This window comes from Bradyrhizobium sp. th-b2, assembly GCF_000426785.1.
Lineage (GTDB): Bacteria > Pseudomonadota > Alphaproteobacteria > Rhizobiales > Xanthobacteraceae > Bradyrhizobium > Bradyrhizobium septentrionale.
In genome coordinates this window covers 43,830-59,062 of the sequence record NZ_AUGA01000026.1, presented here as the reverse complement: position 1 = coordinate 59,062, position 15,233 = coordinate 43,830, and the positions used below count along the sequence as shown (strand labels likewise).

The 15,233-nt window shown below is 64.1% G+C and carries 13 protein-coding genes; 2 read left to right on the top strand and 11 right to left on the bottom strand.

The genetic code is table 11. The annotated features are described in order from the left end of the window. Positions 1-11 precede the first annotated feature (11 nt). Together K359_RS0128335 and K359_RS0128330 are read right to left on the bottom strand one after the other, a co-directional pair. Positions 12-1,580 carry an NADH-quinone oxidoreductase subunit NuoF gene (locus K359_RS0128335; protein WP_029082341.1) on the bottom strand — a complete coding sequence of 523 codons (1,569 nt, stop codon included), beginning with the start codon at positions 1,578-1,580 and terminating at the stop codon, positions 12-14. Beyond that, positions 1,577-2,053 (bottom strand): formate dehydrogenase subunit gamma, encoded by a 477-nt coding sequence (locus K359_RS0128330; RefSeq protein WP_029082340.1) that lies wholly within the window; start codon positions 2,051-2,053, stop codon positions 1,577-1,579. The genes K359_RS0128335 and K359_RS0128330 overlap by 4 nt, the downstream gene beginning before the upstream one ends. Positions 2,054-2,297: 244 nt before the next feature. On the opposite strand from K359_RS0128330, the gene K359_RS0128325 reads away from it, so the two are divergent. Further along, entirely contained in the window at positions 2,298-3,194 is an 897-nt protein-coding gene (locus K359_RS0128325; protein WP_029082339.1) for a LysR family transcriptional regulator, read from the top strand. Between the two features lie 6 nt (positions 3,195-3,200). On the opposite strand, the gene K359_RS0128320 is transcribed toward K359_RS0128325, so the two are convergent. The 4 genes from K359_RS0128320 to K359_RS0128310 all read right to left on the bottom strand — a co-directional run bounded on the left by K359_RS0128320 (position 3,201) and on the right by K359_RS0128310 (position 8,172). Further along, positions 3,201-5,522, bottom strand: coding sequence for a PAS domain-containing sensor histidine kinase (locus K359_RS0128320; protein ID WP_029082338.1), 2,322 nt, complete (start codon positions 5,520-5,522; stop codon positions 3,201-3,203). 193 nt (positions 5,523-5,715) lie between these two features. Next, positions 5,716-7,104: a cation-efflux pump gene (locus K359_RS0128315; protein WP_029082337.1), complete on the bottom strand. Its 1,389-nt coding sequence runs from the start codon at positions 7,102-7,104 to the stop codon at positions 5,716-5,718. A 349-nt stretch (positions 7,105-7,453) separates the two neighbouring features. Then, positions 7,454-7,936, bottom strand: a complete 483-nt coding sequence (locus K359_RS59130) for a hypothetical protein (protein WP_245284738.1) — start codon at positions 7,934-7,936, stop codon at positions 7,454-7,456. 14 nt (positions 7,937-7,950) lie between these two features. Next, positions 7,951-8,172, bottom strand: coding sequence for a hypothetical protein (locus K359_RS0128310; RefSeq protein WP_245284746.1), 222 nt, complete (start codon positions 8,170-8,172; stop codon positions 7,951-7,953). A gap of 342 nt (positions 8,173-8,514) precedes the next feature. Here K359_RS0128310 and K359_RS53230 point away from each other — a divergent pair, with 342 nt between their 5' ends. After that, complete coding sequence (locus K359_RS53230; protein WP_029082335.1) at positions 8,515-9,009, top strand: septal ring lytic transglycosylase RlpA family protein; 495 nt, start codon at positions 8,515-8,517, stop codon at positions 9,007-9,009. 227 nt (positions 9,010-9,236) lie between these two features. Here K359_RS53230 and K359_RS0128300 read toward each other — a convergent pair whose 3' ends face one another. The 5 genes from K359_RS0128300 to oxlT (K359_RS0128275) form a co-directional block, all read right to left on the bottom strand. Beyond that, positions 9,237-10,205, bottom strand: a complete 969-nt coding sequence (locus K359_RS0128300; protein ID WP_029082334.1) for a zinc-binding dehydrogenase — start codon at positions 10,203-10,205, stop codon at positions 9,237-9,239. Between the two features lie 96 nt (positions 10,206-10,301). Then, positions 10,302-11,297 (bottom strand): nitronate monooxygenase family protein, encoded by a 996-nt coding sequence (locus K359_RS0128295; RefSeq protein WP_029082333.1) that lies wholly within the window; start codon positions 11,295-11,297, stop codon positions 10,302-10,304. A gap of 345 nt (positions 11,298-11,642) precedes the next feature. After that, positions 11,643-12,077, bottom strand: coding sequence for a CBS domain-containing protein (locus K359_RS0128290; protein WP_029082332.1), 435 nt, complete (start codon positions 12,075-12,077; stop codon positions 11,643-11,645). A 281-nt stretch (positions 12,078-12,358) separates the two neighbouring features. Beyond that, the gene (gene oxlT, locus K359_RS0128280; RefSeq protein ID WP_029082331.1) at positions 12,359-13,675 is read right to left on the bottom strand and encodes an oxalate/formate MFS antiporter; all 1,317 of its coding nucleotides are present in this window, start codon (positions 13,673-13,675) and stop codon (positions 12,359-12,361) included. A gap of 246 nt (positions 13,676-13,921) precedes the next feature. Then, the gene (gene oxlT, locus K359_RS0128275; protein WP_029082330.1) at positions 13,922-15,214 is read right to left on the bottom strand and encodes an oxalate/formate MFS antiporter; all 1,293 of its coding nucleotides are present in this window, start codon (positions 15,212-15,214) and stop codon (positions 13,922-13,924) included. Positions 15,215-15,233: the final 19 nt, after the last annotated feature.

The following is a 15,233-nucleotide window of genomic DNA, read 5'->3' as shown; positions in this document are numbered from 1 at the left end:
GTGATCTCCTGTTATTCCGCGGCCTGCAGCCGGGCCGGTGCGGGACCTAAATCTCCGCCAAAATCTTCCCGGAAGTGTTTCAATGCGCTCAGCACGGGGTAGGGCGTGAAGCCGCCGAGCGCGCAGAGCGAGCCGAATTTCATGGTGTTGCAGAGGTCTTCGACCACCGCGAGGTTTTCCGCCACGCGGTCGCCGTTGATGATCTTGTTGATGGTCTCGACGCCGCGCGTCGAGCCGATCCGGCACGGCGTGCACTTGCCGCAGGATTCGACCGCGCAGAACTCCATCGCGAAGCGCGCCTGCTTGGCCATGTCGACGCTGTCGTCGAACACCACGATGCCGCCATGTCCGATCAGGCCGTCGCGCGCAGCAAACGCCTCGTAGTCGAACGGCGTGTCGAACAGCGCGCGGGGGAAGTAGGCGCCGAGCGGACCGCCGACCTGCACCGCGCGCACCTCGCGTCCGGTGAATGTGCCGCCGCCGATCTCGTCGACGAGCTCGCCGAGCGTGACGCCGAACGCGGTCTCGAACAGCCCGCCATATCTGATGTTGCCGGCGAGCTGGATCGGCATCGTGCCGCGCGAGCGGCCCATGCCGAAATCAGCGTAGGCCTTGGCGCCGTTGTCGAGGATGAAGGGGATCGCCGCGAATGACAGCACGTTGTTGATCACGCTCGGGCGGCCGAACAGGCCCTTGTGCGCGGGCAGCGGCGGCTTGGCCCGCACGATGCCGCGGCGGCCCTCGAGGCTTTCCAGCAGCGAAGTCTCTTCGCCGCAGACATAGGCGCCGGCGCCGACCCGCACTTCGAGATCGAATTCATGCGCCGAGCCGCCGATGCGCTTGCCGAGCAAGCCCGCGCGCCGGGCGGCTGCGATCGCCGCGCTCATCGCCGCGACCGCATGCGGGTATTCCGAGCGGATGTAGATGTAGCCCTTGGTGGCGCCGACGGTGATGCCCGCGATCGTCATGCCCTCGATCACGACGAAGGGGTCGCCTTCCATGATCATGCGGTCGGCAAAGGTGCCGCTGTCGCCTTCATCGGCGTTGCAGACGATGTATTTGCGGTCGGCGCTGGCCTGGGCCACCGTCTTCCATTTGATGCCGGTGGGGAAGCCGGCGCCGCCGCGGCCGCGCAGGCCCGAGGTGGTGACGTCGGCCAGGATCTGGTCGGAGGTCAGCGTCAGCGCCCGCTCCAAGCCCTTGTAGCCGCCATGGGCGCGGTAGTCGTCGACCGAACGCGGATCGACCACGCCGCAGCGCACGAAGGTCAGGCGGGTCTGGCGCTTCAGCCAGGGAATCTCCTCTGTGACACCGAGCCGCAGGGCATGCTGACCGTTGCCGGCCATCGCATCGAGCAGGGCAGGGACGTCACACGCGGTCACCGGGCCGAACGCGATGCGGCCCTGGGCGGTCGCAAGCTCGACCATCGGCTCCAGCCAGCACAGCCCGCGCGAGCCGTTCCTGACGATCTCGACCGCTGCGCCACGCGCGGTGGCAGCCTGCTCGAAGGCGAGGGCGACATCGTCGGCGCCGACGGCGACCGCCGCGGCATCGCGGGGGATGTAAATCCGCATCGTCATCGCTGTGCCTCCGCGACCAGCGCATCGATCCGCGCCTCATCGAGCCGGCCGACCACGCGGCCATCCAGCATCGCCGACGGCGCGGTGGCGCACAGCCCGAGGCAGTAGATCGGCTCCAGCGTCACGCGCTCATCCGCCGTGGTATGTCCCAGCGAAACGCCGAGCTTGGCCTCCGCACGCGCCGCCAGCGCATCGCCGCCGGCAGCCTGGCAGGCCTCGGCGCGGCAGAGTTTCAGGACATGGCGCCCGGCCGGTTGCTTGCGGAAGCCGTGGTAGAAGGTGAACACGCCGTGCACCTCGGCGCGGGACAGATTGAGCGCTTCGGCGACCATCGGGATCGCCGGCTCCGGCACGTAGCCGAACGCCTCCTGCAGCGCATGCAGGATCACCAGCGTCGCGCCTTCGAGCTTGGCGTGCTCGGCGATGATTTCAGCGCCGCGCGCCGCGTCCCAGGGTTCGTATCCCACCGTCATTCGCGCTTCTCACGATCAGTTTTCTGCTTTGCACATCTGCATTGGAATCCCTCGAAACATCAATAAAGCTGTCTCATGCGGCGATTGCGAAACGCGATTAATAGCGTTGCGCAATCGGATGATTTAGGATCGCAATAATGGTCTGGAATCACGCACTTCGGTCGCGTATTGGATTGGGGATCGCGTGGCGGTCGTGGTACGTGTGACAGTGTTGGGACACCGTTTTTCCGATGGGGTTTGATCCTTGATCGACAAGCTGGAACTTCTGTTGGCACTGGCCAAGGAACGGCATTTTGGCCGGGCCGCGGAGGCCTGCGGCGTCACCCAGCCGACCATGTCGACCAGCCTCAAGCAGCTCGAGGAAATCCTCGGCGTGATGCTGGTGCAGCGCGGCTCGCGCTTCCAGGGTTTCACGCCGGAGGGAGAGCGGACGCTCGACTGGGCCCGGCGCATCGTCGGCGATACCCGGGCGATGAAGCAGGAGATCAACAGCCTCAAGGACAAGCTGTCGGGCGAGATCCGGATCGCGGCGATCCCGACCGTGCTCGGCATGGTGGCGGCGCTCACCACGCCGTTCCGGGCGCGCCATCCCGATGTGCGTTTCCGCATCCAGTCCTGCACGTCGGCCGACGTGCTCGGCCTCTTGGAAAATCTCGAGGTCGACGCTGGGCTGACCTATATCGAGAACGAGCCGATCGGCAAGGTCCGCACCATCCCGCTCTACAACGAGAGCTATCGGCTGTTGACCGCGCCCGACGCGATGTTCGGCGACCGCAAGCAGGTGACGTGGAAGGAAGTCGGCACCGTGCCGCTCTGCCTGCTGACGCCCGACATGCAGAACCGCCGCATCATCGACCGTGCGCTGACCTCGGTCGGCGCGGAGGCGACGCCGACGCTGACCTCGAACTCGCTGCTGGTGCTGTACACCCATGTGAAGACCGGCCGCTGGGCCAGCGTGATGCCGGCCAAGCTCGCCGAGACGCTCGGCCTTGCGGATGCCGTGCGCAGCATTCCGATCGTCGATCCGGTCGTGGACTACAGCATCGGCATGGTGATCCCGCAGCGCGATCCGATGACGCCGCTGATCGCGGCCCTGGTGCAGGTCGCGCGCGAGGTCGCGCCGACGCTGGAGAGCGCGTAGCGGAGCTTACGCCGCTTCCGGCAGCTTGCTCTGCAGGGTGCGCGGATCGCGCGGCAGCGTGATACGGACGACGGTGCCGACGCCGAGCCTGGAGCGCAGCCGCATCGAGCCGCCGTGCAGGTTGGTGAGCGAGCGCGCGATCGCAAGCCCGAGGCCCGAGCCCTGGTAGCTCTTGGTGAGCTGGCTCTCGACCTGCTCGAACGGCTTGCCGAGCCGGCGCAGCGATTCCGGCGCGATGCCGATGCCGCTGTCGGCGATCAGGAGCACGATCGAGTCATCGAGCATCTGGCCGCGCACCAGCACGCGGCCGTGGTCCGGCGTGAACTTCACGGCGTTGGAGAGCAGGTTGACGATGATCTGCTTGACGGCACGGCGGTCGGCGACAACCGAGATCGTGCTTTCGATCTCTGATTCCAGCGACAGTCCCTTGTGCTCGGCGCGGCCTGAGACCACCCGCAGCGACTCGGCGAGGATGCCCGAGAGGTCGAGCGGCTCCATGTCGAACTTCATGCGGCCGGCCTCGATCCTCGACATGTCGAGGATGTCGTTGATGACCTCGAGCAGGTATTTCCCCGATGTCAGGATGTCGTGGCAGTACTCTTGGTATTTGTCCGAGCCGAGCGTGCCGAACAGTCCGCTGCCCATGATCTCGGAGAAGCCGATGATGGCGTTGAGCGGCGTGCGCAGCTCATGGCTCATATTGGCGAGGAACTTCGACTTCGCGGCGTTGGCGTCCTCGGCGCGGGTCTTTTCCTGCGAATATTTCTCGGCGAGGTCGGCGAGCTCGACCGCCTGCCGCTCCAGCTCGGATTGCGAGCGCTGCAGGTCGATCACGGTGGCGCGCAGGCGCAGATCGTTGTCGACCAGCTTCTGCTCGTGCGCCTTGATGCGGGTGATGTCGGTGCCGACCGAGACGTAGCCGCCGTCCTTGGTGCGGCGTTCGCTGATATGCAGCCAGCTGCCGTCGTCGAGCTGGGCCTCGAAGGTGCGCGCGCCGGGCGCCGGCACGCCGCTCTCGTGCAGGCGGGTGCGCACCTCGGGCATGCTGCCGACTTCGATCACGGTCTCGTAGGAGGTGCCGGGGCTGACGGCCGAGTCCGGCAGCTTGTGCAGCCGCTGGAAGTGCGAGTTGCAGAGCACGAGGCGGTCCTCGGCGTCCCAGAGCACGAAGGCCTCCGGAATGGTCTCGATCGCGTCGCGCAGCCGGAGGTCGGCTTCGACCGACTTTTCCGCGAGGCTCTTCTGCTCGGTGACGTCGATCGCGATGCCGATCAGATGCAGGCCGCTGTCCGCCGCGGCGTGGCTGAGCTCGCAGCGCACGCGGAGCCAGATCCAGTGGCCGCCGACATGCCGCATGCGGAAGCTCTGGTCGATGTGATCGATCTTGCCCGAGATCAGCTGCTCGGCGATGTCGAACAGGTTGATGTCGTCGGAGTTCACGAGCGCGTTGACCTCGCCGAAGGTGAGGAGGTCGTTGCGGGTGTCGAGGCCGAGCAGGGTGAACATCGATTGCGACCAGAAGATCCTGCCGCGCGACAGGTCCCAGTCCCACAATCCGCAGCGGCCGCGATTAAGCGCGGTGTCGATCCGGCCGCGCACGGCGTCGTTGATCAGGTCGCCCTCGCGGGCGCGGGTCGATTGCCAGTGGAAGGCGAAGCCGAGGATCAGCACCACGAAGCTCGTGGTCGCCGACAACGTTATCGAGAGCGCTGCGTCCGATCCCCAGATCGGCTCGTTCATCTCCTGGATGACGACGACCTGGCCGGGCAGCGACTTGACGAGCTGCGAGATCGCCAGCGCGCCGGTGCCGCCCGGCAACGTCATGTCATTGACCGTCCCCTGCTGGCCCGGCGCGATCATCAGCTGCGCGGTGGAGACGATGTCGAGGATGCGGTCGTTCTCGCCGGCGCTATCGATCGGCACGCGCGCCAGCACGCGGTGATCGGCGCCGGTGATGATGACGTGGCGGCCGTAGGCGATGCCCCAGGACGGAATCAGGTCCGGCAAGAGCTCCTGCATCCGCTCGATGTTGACGAGCCGCTCGCGACGCACCGAAGTCAGGCGATCGAGACGTTCGGCGAGGATGTCGGACAGCGCGGCGAGGTCGCGCTTCATCGCGCCGCGCTTCTGCCGGGTCTGGTCGATCACCTGGACGAAGGCGCCGAGGCAGATCGTGATGAGGAAGGCGATGATGAGAGTAGGCACAGCGCGGCGCAGTGCAGGCTCGGCCGTCAGGAGCCTGTGATAGGCCGGTTTTGCGATCGACTGCGCCAATCCCTTGATCGAATCGGATTGGACGCACGCGTTCGCTGCATGCGCGCGCGCCATGCCCTAGACCCCCGCTCTAAGCTGATTTTTTACCCGGTTCGGATGCTCCCCACGAGGCATCCGAATCATGATGATTTGAATCCAGATTTCCCGGACTGTCGAGAGTCAACGATTCGTTAATGCGAAATAATTCTTGTCCAAATCAGAATCAGTGCGCGCAAACTGAGTCCGAAACAGGAACGGCTCCGTAGAATTACGCGCGCGTCGGTTCTGCGTGACTGATCACACGTTTCACGGTGGGGAACGCGCGGCGCAGCTTGCGTTCGATCTCGTCGACGCTTTCGTGCACCTTGATCACACTCATCGCGGGTGCGGCGCGACAATGGAAGTTGACGATCTCGCCGGCGTCGGTGTTGCGGACCCGCACATTGTGGATGTCATGGATCGCGCCGCCAGCGGCATAGCCGGTCAACGCGGTCCTGATGACCTCGACGCGGTCGGGCGCGGCGTCGGTTCCCCACGGCAGTTCCGGCTCGAGCGGCTCGATATGGGTGTCGACCTCGACGTCCTCGCCAAAATCCTCGCGGATCGCGCGCTCGAGCCCGTGGGCGATGTCGTGCGCGGCGACCAGCGCCATGTCGCTGTCGACTTCGAGGTCGATGCCGACGATCAACCTGCCGCCGATATTGTGCACGGTGACATGATGGATGGCGAGGCCGGAATTGCGCGCGATCACCATGATGCGCTCGCGCACGCTCTCATTGTCGCGCGCCACCGGCACCGCGGTGAAGGTGAGGTCGGCGTCGCCGAACGTCTTGGTCATCGCCTGCTGCGCCCTGCGCTTGATGTCCTCGACGCGGTCGATCGGATAGGTGCGCGGCACCTTGGCGATGGCATCGATGAAATGGGTGGCACCGACCATGCGGACCCGCAGGCGATCGACGTCGACGACGCCAGGCACCGCCTTGATGGCGGTAGTCGCCTTTTCCAGCGCGCCTTCGGGCGCGCGGTCGAGCAGGGTCTCGACCGTCTCCCGCGCCATGCGCAGGCCCAACAGCGCAATCATCACGGCGACCGCGATCGCGGCCGCAGCGTCGCCCCACCAGAAGCCGAAGCCCGCCAGCACGAGGCCGACGATGACGGCGGTCGATCCCATCACGTCGGAGGCGAAATGCAGCGCGTCGGCGGCCAGCGCCTGGCTCTTGGTGTCGCGCGCGGCGCGGTGCAGCGCGCGGGCGCGCCACAGATTGACGCCGATATCGATGACCAGGACGATGAAGGGGACAGCCGAGATCGACGGCGGCGGCGCGCCCTCGCGCAGATGGCTATAGGCCTGGACCAGGATGCCGCCGGCCAGCACGTAGAGCAGGGCGATGATGAAGAGCGCCGAGACGCTCTCGAACTTGCCGTGGCCGTAATGATGCTCGGCGTCGGCCGGCTGGTCCGATACCCGCACCACCGCCCAGGTGATGATGGTGGCGACCAGGTCGATCGTCGAATGCAGCGCCTCGGAGATCAGCGCCAGCGATCCGATGGCAATGCCGACGACGAATTTTGCAACGGCCATGGTGCCGCTGGCGAGGATCGAGATCGCGGCGACGGAGGTCTTGGTGGAGGGTGCGCTGGTGTTTGAAGAGCTCATGGGCGGCGGTGTAGCAGGCCGACTGTGAACATCAAGTGTCGTCAGTCACGCGCAATCGCCACTCACTTGCAACAGCAAACTGGATCGCGGAGTTGTTGCGAACTATTCCGAATCCAGCAGGCGCGTTGCGCAGGTTCATTGGCGTCATTCGGACATCAATCCTCGTTCTCGCGGCGCGTTTCCCCCGCGCTCTGCAAGTGACCGCGCCGTGAGAGGATGGGTTTCGCTGCGCTCTACCCATCTTACGCGCTGGGGTCGAGTTTGGACCCCGGTGCTTTGCGCTCGAATGCGATCACCACTCACGATCCACCACCGTCGAGATGGTGGCCGCGCGTGGAGCAGTTCGAGTTCACTGGCGAGTCTTGTTTTCGCTATAGCTGTTTGACGCAGCGAGGCTGTGGCAATACCAGGAAGCTTCGACGCTGCGCCAGCCTGCGTTCAGGCCGGCCTCGAGGCATTGGTTGTAGTTCTTGAAGTTGGCGGGGTTTCTGCATGTCGTCGAGTAGGCGTATTGACCGGAAACGGAGCAGCCGACCCAGGGCCGGTCGCCCGACCTGAAGCTGGATACGCAACCATCGATGCAACTCGTCGAGATCGTCGACGACCGAGCGGAGGGGGCACGGTGGACAGCTGCGCGTTTGCTCGGTCTATGTGGAGAAGTGACTTGCCTCGGCGCTTCGACCGTGATGTTGGGGAGCGATGTGGAGCGATCGCCCGCAGGCGTTGCGGCGTTTGAAGGTGCCACGCCGCCGGGGCCGCACAGAAGAATTGCAATCGATGTGGTCGCGGCGACCTTGTTGAAGACGGCTTTGTCCGAGACGATCTGGTTCAAGCGGAACGAGGCTCTCATGGCTGTTTACCTCCCAAATCGGATGGCGATGCCATCCGGGCGACGCTCCAAGTTAGCAGATGCCTGACGAAACGTCGCGTCAGGGCTTTGTTTTCAAACGTTTCTGTGCGGTGGCGGACAAGCTGCAGCGTTGCCACGATCTTGCCGCGGTGATTGTCGGCTTCCATGTGGTCGAACGCCTTGCCGATGTCTGCGAGTTTGTAGACCTGGTCGATCACCAGCCGCAGCTTGCGCGCCGCATCCGTGGGCCAAATGTCCACGCGTACCTTGTCGAAGATCTCGCGGATCTGCTCGATCGAGCGGGCGCGGAAGGTGACGCCGATATGCTATTCACGCGTCGTCGAAGAGGTTCTGTTCAGTCATGTTGCTGACGCAATCTCTGTCTTAGACGGGCGAGAATTAAAAACACTGCGTGGGACCGCGCCCGGTTCCCACACTGGTTCCGTCGCCGGAATTGGCACGAATCCGCAAAGAATTGGCACGAGTTAACGCCTCCGCGTTCGCTTGACCCTGTTTTGCGGAATCGGGAACCGAACGATCGAAAAATCAGTCAAGGAGTTATGATGCTGTTCGGCTCGAGCGCCGCAGTTTGCGGCGCCGTAGTTGCGCTCGCCATTGTTGGCACCGCTGCTGGAAGTGAAATCGGTGCGGTTCATTCAAGCGATGTCGTCAATGCCGCTCGTGGGGATGCGATCGTTGGCGCGGCATCCATGTACAATCCGTTCAAGCCCGGCAAGGAGGAGGGCGGACCGAGCACTGCCTCCGGCGAGCGCCATGATTGCTCGGTCTGGGCGGCTGCCATCAGGACAAGTTTGCGTCGGAAGTTTGGTGGGGTCCAATTCGGCGCGAGGCCGAAATATGCCCTCGTCGAGGCTGTAGGCAAGAAGGTCATCGTCAAGATAAATGATGTGGGGCCACTACGGCCTGGTCGTATCATTGACCTCAATGAGCGAACGATGCGCTATTTCGATCCGAGCCTGGAGCTCGGAGTCATTAGCGACGTAAAAGTTAGCCCGCTTGCGGGCGATTATTGGATTCCCGGACCGGCCGGCTGAAGGTCGAACGCGAAAGAGCCAGGGCACAGCTCTCTGGAAGTGGGAATGCTCAGCTCCAGCCGTCGCGCCGGATTGCGCTTCGCCAACTCATCCGCGCTTAGCGTGCCTAGGCGGGTTAGTCCACCGGGTCCGCGCGAAGCGCGGCCCGATGACATGCTCCGGCGTAACCCGCCGTCGTATCCGAGAGAAGGATGGCGGATTGCGCTGCGCTAATCCGCCCTCCGCACCTACAGCGTCACCACGATCTTGCCGAGGTGGTTGTTGGCTTCCATGTGCGCGAACGCCTTGCCGATGTCGGCGAATTTGTAGACCTGGTCGATCGGCAGCTGCAGTTTTCGCGACTCGACCGCGGGCCAGATGTCCTTGCGCACCTCGTCGAAGATCTCGCGGATTTCCTCGATCGAGCGGGTGCGGAAGGTGACGCCGATATACTGGATGCGGCGCGCCGCGTGCAGGTCGAAGTTGAAGTCGCCATGGGTGCCGCCGAGCCGGCCGACATTGACGATGCGGCCCTTGACCTTGGTGGCCTTGAGATTCTGGTTGGCGACCGGTCCTGAGACCTGATCGACGATCAAATCGACGCCTTCGCCGGAGGTCGCCTGCAACACCTGATCGACCCAGCCGGGATCCCTGGAATCGACCGCGAGATCGGCGCCGAATTCCTTCAAGCGCCCGCGCCGCATCGGATCGGTCGAGGATCCGACCACGAGCTTGGCGCCCTTGAGTTTGGCGATCTGCATCGCCATCAGGCCGACGCCGGAGCTCGCGCCCTGGATCAGCACGGTCTGGCCCGGCTGCAGCGCGCCGTTGGTAACGACGGCGTTGTGCATGGTGGCGAGCGCGACGGGCAGGGTGGCGGCCTCGTCGAAATTCATGTTCGAGGGGTTGCGGAACAGCCTTCCGTGATCGGCGAGCGTGTACTCGGCGAACGCCGCGCCGCCGGAGCCCATGATCTTGTCGCCGACCTTGACGCCCTTGGCGTCCGGTCCGAGCTCGGCGACCTCGCCGGCCCATTCCATGCCGAGCACGGTGCCGACGCCGCCGGAGGCGCCATGGACGTGGCCCTTGGTCATGCCGAGATCGGCGCGGTTCAGCCCGCAGGCATGGACTTTCACCAGCACCTGGGTGCCCTTCGGCACGGGTTTTGCGACGTCTGATATCTCGGGGCCGTTTGCGCCGTACACATAGGCTTTCATGGGATTGTTCCTGGCTTGCGTGAGATTAATTCCGTCATCCTGAGGAGCGCGAGACGCGCTTCGCGCTCCTCAGGGTGACGGATCACTACTGGACGCCTATTCCGCCGCCTGGCGCTTGCCGCCGGACATCATGACTTCGAGCCGCTCGCGGATGATCGCTTCCGCCTCGTGGACGATGCGCGAGATCAGTTCGCCGCAGGTCGGGATGTCGTGGATCAGGCCCTGCACCTGGCCGGCCGACCAGATGCCCTCGTCGGCATCGCCGGTCGAATAGACCATCTTGCCGCGGGCGCCGGCGACCAGCTCGCGGACGTCCTCGAACTTCGCGCCTTCCTTCTCCATCTGCACGACCTTGGTCGAGATCGCATTCCTGGCGACGCGCGAGGTGTTGCGCATGGTGCGGAAGATCAGCTCGGTCTCGCGCTCGTCATTGGCGACGATGCGTTCCTTGACGAGCTGATGGATCGGGCTCTCCTTGGTGCACATGAAGCGCGTGCCCATGTTGATGCCTTCGGCGCCGAGCGCCAGCGCGGCAACCAGGCCGCGTGCGTCACCAAAACCGCCGGAGGCGATCATCGGGATCTTCACCTTGTCGGCGGCGGCCGGGATTAGGATCAGGCCGGGCGTGTCGTCCTCGCCGGGATGTCCGGCGCATTCAAAACCGTCGATCGAGATCGCGTCGGCGCCCATCCGCTCGGCGGACAGCGCGTGGCGGACGCTGGTGCATTTGTGCAGCACCTTGACGCCGTGCTTCTTGAACTCGTCGACATGTTCTTGCGGCTTGTTGCCGGCGGTCTCGACGATCTTGATGCCGCTCTCGATGATGGCCTGGCGGTACTCGGCATAGGGCGGCGGCTTGATCGCGGGCAGGATGGTCAGGTTGACGCCGAACGGCTTGTCGGTCAGCTCGCGGCAGCGCGCGATCTCCTTGCGCAGATCGTCCGGCGTCGGCTGGGTCAGCGCGGTGATCATGCCGAGCGCGCCGGCATTGGCGACCGCGGCAACGAGCTCCGCGCGCCCGACCCATTGCATGCCGCCCTGCACGATCGGGTGGTCGACGCCGAACATCTCGGTGAAACGTGTCTTGATCATTCTGCCCTCGGTTTCCGCTGGAATTTTCCGCGACGCGGACGGCTGCGCACGGTTTGTTTTTGATGTCGAGCGGAAGGATGCAGTCCTGACAGGCAAATGTCTACCGGCCGCCGGCGCCGCGCCCATGCGGAAATGAAGGGGCGCGCAGCGGTCAGGTGAGGGCGGGCTCGAGGCTTTCGGTCAATTGCTCAGGCGCTGATGTTCGACACGCAGCGCCTCGAGCTATTTCCGTTCCGATTGAATCGGAACGGAGCTCTCGATTCTTCTTGACGCGTTTTCTTCACGCGAACCGGTACCCACTTCGCTCGAAAACGCTCTGTTGCGAGCAAGGCAAGATGATGCGCGTTACGCCGGCACAGCCTGTTTCATCGACGCGGCGGTTTCCTCGTCGAACGCGGCTGCGATGTCGCGCATGCTGACGACGCCGATCAGGCTGTAATTGTCGATCACCGGCACGTGGCGGATGTGGTGCTTGGTCATGAGATGACGGATGTGCTCGAGCGTGTCGCTCGAGGTGCACGACACCAGCTGCTGCACCGAGACGAACTGCGACACCTTCATGCTGGCGCCGGCTGCGCCGTGCTCGGCGACCGCGCGCACCACGTCTCGCTCGGTGAACATGCCGACTGCGGTGTTGCCTTCGGTGCGAACGACATCCTTGACCACCAGCGCGCTGATATTGCTGGCGCGCATCAGTTGCGCGGCGATCGCAACCGTCTCGTTCATGCGAACCGTGGCGACGCGAGGGGTTTTCTTGCGCAGGATATCTCCGACTTGCATGGCAACCTCCTTGGTAATCGTTGACAGGATTCTGGTATACAAAATACCAATTGTCAACGCAGCCATTGCAGAAATCTACCACCAAGAAATCGCTGAAATAGGCAGGGACGCTGACATTTCGGACGATTATGAGCTGCGATGAGTGACCGGACCTTCGGCTGCCTCGGCTCATTGGTATCTGGCATGCCTGACTGCGCCAAAAGAAAGAGGCGCACCGAAGTGCGCCTCTGTCAGTTCGGGAGGAAGTCTCGAAATCAGGCCCGTCAAATCAGGCCGTCACATCAAGCGGTCTTGGCGCTCGTCGCGGTTTCGGTCGCGGCGGCAGCCTCGTTGCCGTGGATGAAGGCGCGGCGCATCGGCTTGACCACGAACAGCGCCATCAGCGCCGCGGTGGCATTGAGCGCGACCGCGATCACGAACACCGCCTGCCAACCATAGCTGGCGGCGACGATGCTGGCGGCCGGCACCAAGAGCGCGGCGGTGCCCTTTGCCGTGTACAGCATGCCGTTGTTGGTGGTCGCGAACTTCGAGCCGAAGGTGTCGCCGCAGGTCGCGGGGAATAGCGAGTAGATCTCGCCGAACACGCCGAAATAGACCGCGGTTGCCAGCACGAACACCAGCGGGTTGTGGCCCCAGGTGGAGAGCGTCAGCAGCATCAGCGCGCCGGTACCGAACGCGATGAACATGGTGTGCTCGCGGCCGATATTGTCGGAGACCCAACCGAAGAACGGCCGTCCGAAACCGTCGAAGATGCGGTCGAGCGAGATCGCAAAGGTCAGCGCCGCCATCTGGAAGCCGGCGAGCGTCACCGGCGTGTTGGCGATCTTGTAGTCGTGCGCGATCGGCGCGATCTGCGCCGCCGCCATCAGGCCGCCGGAGGCGACCATCACGAACACCAGATACATCACCCAGAAGATCGGGCTGCGCAGCACTTGCGGCGGCGTGAAGTCGATCTTGGTCTGCGGCAGATTGAGCTGCTTCTTCTTCGGCGGGATCGTGACCGCAGGCTTCTGGATGAAGAAGGCGAGCAGGAACACGATCAGGCCTTGCCCGATGCCGAAATCGAAGAACGCGGCCTGATAGCCGCTCGAGGCGATCATGTTGGCGATCGGCACCACGGTCAGCGCCGCGCCGGCGCCGAACCCTGCGGCCGTTGCGCCCGCGGCAAGGCCGCGGCGATCGGGAAACCATTTCAGCGCATTGCCGACACAGGTGCCGTACACCGAGCCGGCGCCGATGCCGCCGATCACCGCCGCGGCGTAGAGCATGGTGAGTGAATCAGCGTACGAGTTCAGTACCCAGGACAGCGTGATCATGACGCCGCCGAACATGATGACGATCCGCGGGCCGTATTTGTCGACGAACCAGGCCTCGACCGGCACCAGCCAGGTCTCGGTCACCACGAAGATCGTGAAGGCGAACTGGATCGCCGCGCGGCCCCAATGATGCGTGCCGTCGATCGGGTCGACGAACAGCGTCCAGCCGTATTGCAGGTTCGCGATCATCGCCATGCAGACGATGCCCATCACGAGCTGCAGCCAGCGGAAGCCACTGGACGAAGGTTGATCTTGTGTGACGGCAGTATTGCTGGAAACCATCAAGTCCTCCCGAGCGCGCTGGTCTTGTGACCGAGTGTCGCAATTATTGTGGCGTATCGTCGCAAGCGCTCGCGGAAGTTGGTATACTATATTCCAGAAAGCAAGCCCATCTTTCTGCTGCGTCGCAGCAAATCTGGCATACGGAGCGCCGGAACCGGCGTCCATTTCGCTCGAAAACGTCCTGGAAGAAACGAAAACGCCCGGCTTTTGGCCGGGCGCTTTCGTTGGCAGGAGTGAGGTCGTTGTTCAGGCCATAGCCGATTTCGCGACCACGATCTTTCGCCACGGTTTGAGCAGCGCGATCGCGAGCAGCGAGGCGAGGATGTTGGCGCCTGCCGCGATGATGAACACGCTGTCCCAACTGCCCGACGACTGCTGCATGTAGTTGGCGATCGGCACCAGCAGCGCCGCCGTGCCTTTCGCGGTGTAGAGCAGCCCCGCATTGGTGGTGGCGAACTTGCTGCCGAACGTGTCGGTGCAGGTCGAGGGGAACAGCGAGTAGATCTCGCCCCAGGCAAAGAACACGAAGCCCGAGAGCAGCACGAACCACACCGGATCGTGTCCCCAGAGGTAGAGCATCCAGATGCCGAAGCCTTCCATGCCGAAGGCGATGAACATCGTGTTCTCGCGGCCGATCATGTCGGAGATCCAGCCGAAGAACGGACGCGTCAGGCCGTTGAGGACGCGGTCGATGGTCGCCGCGAAGGTCACGGCCGTCATGGTCACCGCCATCAGCGTCACCGGCACGCTGTCGACCTTCCAGTCGACCGCGATCGGCTTCAGGTTCGCCGTCACCATCAACCCGCCGGCGCCGACGATCACGAACATGAAGTACATTAGCCAGAAAATCGGCTGCCGCAGCACTTCGGTCGGCTGATAGTTGCGCCGGGTCTGGATGATGTTGGCATTGGCCACGACCGCCGGCACCTGTCCGGCCTTCGGCGCCAGCAGGAAGAAGGAGAGCAGCACGATGATGATGCCCTGGCCGAGACCGAAATAGAGGAAGGTGGTCTGGAAGCCGGAGTCCTTGATCATCGCCTGGATCGGCGCGACCGTGAGCGCCGAGCCTGCGCCGAAGCCGGCGGCGGTGATGCCGGCGGCAAGTCCGCGCTTGTCGGGAAACCATTTCAGCGCATTGCCGACGCAGGTGCCGTAGACACCGCCGGCGCCGATGCCGGCGACGATCATGCCGAGATAGTAGCCGTTCAACGAGGTCGCCTGCGCGTTGATCGCCCATCCGATCGCGCAGAGGATGCCGCCGACCAGGACGACGATGCGCGGACCGTATTTATCGACGAACCAGCCCTCGATCGGCACCAACCAGGTCTCGAACAGCACAAAGAGCGTAAAGGCCCACTGGATCGATGCGCGATCCCATCCAAACTTCTTCTGGATGTCGGGGACGAAGAACGTCCACCCGTATTGATAGTTTGCGATCATCACCATCGCGGCGACGCCGATCGCGAGTTGCGTCCAACGATATGTGTCGCTGACACGCGCGGCCGCCGGGGCCGCAGTTGCCTGAACCATGTCCGCCAATTGATCCTCCCAGTGCGCC